The organism is Colidextribacter sp. OB.20, assembly GCF_009911595.1.
Taxonomy (GTDB): Bacteria; Bacillota; Clostridia; order Oscillospirales; family Oscillospiraceae; genus Lawsonibacter.
The window spans coordinates 1-3470 of the sequence record NZ_QWKG01000123.1 but is presented as its reverse complement, the minus strand read 5'-3'; the positions used below and the strand labels follow the sequence as shown (position 1 = coordinate 3470).

3 protein-coding genes are annotated in these 3470 nt (G+C 44.6%); all 3 read right to left on the bottom strand.

Annotated features, from left to right (window positions below):
- Positions 1-90 precede the first annotated feature (90 nt).
- Genes D1641_RS18595 through D1641_RS18585 form a run of 3 tightly spaced genes read right to left on the bottom strand, consistent with a single transcriptional unit; the run spans position 91 to position 3350 of the window.
- Positions 91-1137, bottom strand: coding sequence for a tyrosine-type recombinase/integrase (locus tag D1641_RS18595; RefSeq protein WP_023042368.1), 1047 nt, complete (start codon positions 1135-1137; stop codon positions 91-93).
- Positions 1124-2113 carry a tyrosine-type recombinase/integrase gene (locus tag D1641_RS18590; protein ID WP_023042367.1) on the bottom strand — a complete coding sequence of 330 codons (990 nt, stop codon included), beginning with the start codon at positions 2111-2113 and terminating at the stop codon, positions 1124-1126. Before D1641_RS18590 ends, D1641_RS18595 begins: the two co-directional genes overlap by 14 nt.
- Complete coding sequence (locus D1641_RS18585) at positions 2106-3350, bottom strand: tyrosine-type recombinase/integrase (protein WP_023042366.1); 1245 nt, start codon at positions 3348-3350, stop codon at positions 2106-2108. Before D1641_RS18585 ends, D1641_RS18590 begins: the two co-directional genes overlap by 8 nt.
- Between the last annotated feature and the right edge of the window lie 120 nt (positions 3351-3470).

The following is a 3470-nucleotide window of genomic DNA, read 5'->3' as shown; positions in this document are numbered from 1 at the left end:
GTTTATTAAAGAACTATGGTTATTCGAGAAGAATGTGAAATGCCTCAAATATGGTGGAAAACAGCATTCTTCTCGAATAACGAAACCTGGTTACCGCAGAAAATCGGGTATAGGATTCTTTTCCTGCGGCAGCGATAATTCATCGGGGTTGTTTTTTGAAAACCATTTTTTGTTCCATTCTTCCATAGAACGGTCTACAGTCTGCTGTGAAAGTTCCACATAGATTTGCGTCGTTTGTATTGAAGAATGGCCAAGAATGTTTTTTACAACGGCTAATGGCACACCGGCCTCTATCAAATGGGAAGCTGTCGTATGCCTCATTACATGGGGCGTATATGGCCCATTACAGAACTTGTCAGGATGCATCGTTTTTGCTCTGGTGATGTATTTCTCAAAGATTTCTTCAATAGCAGGGACTGACAGATGTTCATTCCGTTGGCTGGGGAAAATATGCCGGTCAGGCTGGTCACGTATTTTTCTGTACACAACATAATTATTCAATAACTGAGTGGCGTCAAACGTTATCTTGACTCTCCTGGATTTTTCACCCTTGCCCCTTAACGTCAGGATGGCATTGCCTTTTTCATCATGCGAAATATCCTTTACAGTAAGCCCGCAGATCTCCTGTGCCCGCGCCCCGCTGGAGTACATTACAGATAAAAGGACAAGATCTCTCCATCCAAGTTTTTCTGTTGTGTCAGGAAGCGAGAAAAGAATCTCCAGCTCCGTCCTGGTAAAAGCACTACGCGGTTTCCCTTTCACACGCCGGAAAGATTTTTTTGAAATCCTCGCCAGACTGCTTCGGAATACACATCCAGCCTCAAAGTTCCTGCATTGCGCATACTCTGCAAACGAAGATAAGGCTCCCATCCGCTGTTTTGCGGTAGTTCTGCTGTTTTTCCGGCTGTTTACCAGCCAGTCAAAGAAGCCAGTCAGCAAATCAAAATTCAATATGTCAAAAGTGATATGCCTGGCATCTATTTCGGTTTCTTCATTGAGATACTGAAACAACAACCGGAACGCGCATTTGTAAGATGAGACCGTATGAGCGCTGGCGTTCATGGAAACGGGAAGGTATTCTGTAAAGAATCTTCCCAGAAGGCCGAGAAACTCGTGTTCTGCATTATTCTTCTTCATAAGGCACCTCCACATGGGGAATCAGTCCGGCTGTAAATGTTTCAAAAGCATCCATCGCTTCCGGCACTTGCAGGCCAGAAAACCGCATGTATTGATCTGTATCGATTAGGTGGTCATGACCCAGGTACGTTGGTAGCAGAAGATCATTCATATCCACTGGGCGACCTGCAGCTTCCAACTGTTGCATCGATTTCAAAACGAACAGATGCCGGAAACAATGGAGGCATGCGCCTCTCTCGTGCGGTCCCTTTTTCCGCTGGTCAATATCTGCGAGCCGAAGGATCTCCGAGAACCAGGAAGCCATTTGCCTTGTAGTGTAATGATGTTTCGGATTCCTTCCCGGAAAAAGAAATGCCTCAGGATTATGCAGGATTCCAAGGGTGAGGCAATATCGTTCCAAAATGACCAGCAGTGATTCATGAACGGGTATTACCCTTTCTTTTGAAAACTTGGTTTTCTTTAGAAAGATTGTACCCGATTTGAAATCGACATCTTTTCTCCGCAACGACAGGGTCTCACCGAGTCTTGTCCCGCAGCCATAAAGGACGCGGATGACCATTGGCACCTTCAGTTGGAAAGAAGTTGGATGATACTGTTGCTCCCTTATTATTAGGTTGTCAGCATAATGCATGATCTTCCTGATTTCTTCATCCGAGTAGATATAAGGAATGTACTTTGATTTCACCTTGAGGGAATCAGGCATGAAAGAGCGGTTTCCCAAGCTGTTCAAGTACCGTACAAATCCCCTGACAGTGCCGACTTTCGTGTTTATAGTTTTACTTTTACCAGATAAAGTGGAAATCCATGATCCAAGGACATCCTCCGTCAACTCCTTGCTGCAAAAGCCGCTTGAGATAAGATGACAATCCAGTGTGACTAATGTACGTCTGTCGTGCGCTACCAAGCCTTCGGAGACACTCATTTCCCTAAGTTCCAGATAAGCCGTCATTTCATTGGCGAGGATACTTTTAAACATGATTATCACCGTCCTTCCACAAAAGCATTTCGGCAAAAAGGCCGCCGGGTTCAGGCACTGCCAGCGGGCAAAGCCGCATGCTTTCAATATCTATCCTCGCATAATGTTTGATTGCGTGTTTGGTTCCATGTCCCAATACCCTGCGGACGATTTCGGTTGAAATGTTATCGTTGATCATGTTGCTTGCCATAGACGAACGGAACGCGCGGCTTCCATGCCTTCTTTCCGCAAGAGGAACTCCTGATTTACCGAATTGTGTCCAGACCATTGTATTGATCGCAAAACAATCCATCGGCTGATAGGGAATAACGAGGGTCATAAAAATCTGGGAGCAACCACTGACTTCGGGCCGCACATTTTGGATGTAGTCCAGAAGAGCATCTTTTACCTCAGGAAACAATTCGCTTTCCCAAGGATCGTCCGTTTTCTGTTGCAGGAAACGAATCCTGTTATTGGTGAAGTCAATGTTTTCAAACGATAATGCGGCAATATCGCTGGATCGGATGCCGTAACGGGACAGAAGCATGATGATTGCGTAGTTTCTGATTCCGGCAGGTGTAGCCCGATCTATAGAACTTTCAACTGTGGTGATTTCGTCTACGGAATACACGGTCGGGTAAGGCGAATTTCTTTTTCTATGCTGGATGAGCATGGAATAGTTCAGCTTTGTATAGCCTTTTTCAAAGAGAAACCGCAGGAATGGGCCGATCCGTTCCCAGTACCGAGAAAACTTTAATTGTAAAAACGCTGACTGGACCATGTCGCCGCTGATATCCTCTGCTTTTTCGCAGCCAGAACTTGAAAGATTCTTTAAGAATCTGCTGCAAATCCATTGCTTGTAGTGAAGCGTAGTCTGTTTGTTTCCCTTCTTCCTGCAATAAGAGATATACGCACTCAGAATCTTTTCAAAATCGGCAGGGAGAACTATGGGAGATGTTTTATCTCCCCATAAAGCTTCCCGGCCATCCAACCCTTGGTTCAGTCGATTCAGCTTACGGACAATCACTCTTGCTCTGGAAACTCTGGACGCACAAACCTTAAGCTCTACCTCACAATACTGGATAAGACGTTCTCCAATTTCAGGAGAATATACATCCAAACCGTTCTTATCCATGTAAGAGGCAAACGAGTTAAGAATAAAATCCATGTCTTTGACAGTAGTCTGACTATAGGATTCCGACTCAAGCAACATGCGAAGGTGTGTTGCCAAGTCATGAAACGTTACTTGTTTTTCCATTGAAAACCTCCTCTGTAGTCTTGGTGTTGATTTCGTTACAACACCAGTATACAGGGGAGTTTTTATAGAACTTTATCATTATTCAAGAAGAACGTGAAAAACCGCACATTTTGAAGGAAG

What these genes read in the sequence shown, in the direction of transcription:
- D1641_RS18595 (WP_023042368.1), bottom strand. Translation starts at nt 1,137, where the DNA reads ATGAAGAAGAATAATGCAGAACACGAGTTTCTCGGCCTTCTGGGAAGA.
- D1641_RS18590 (WP_023042367.1), bottom strand. Translation starts at nt 2,113, where the DNA reads ATGTTTAAAAGTATCCTCGCCAATGAAATGACGGCTTATCTGGAACTT.
- D1641_RS18585 (WP_023042366.1), bottom strand. Translation starts at nt 3,350, where the DNA reads ATGGAAAAACAAGTAACGTTTCATGACTTGGCAACACACCTTCGCATG.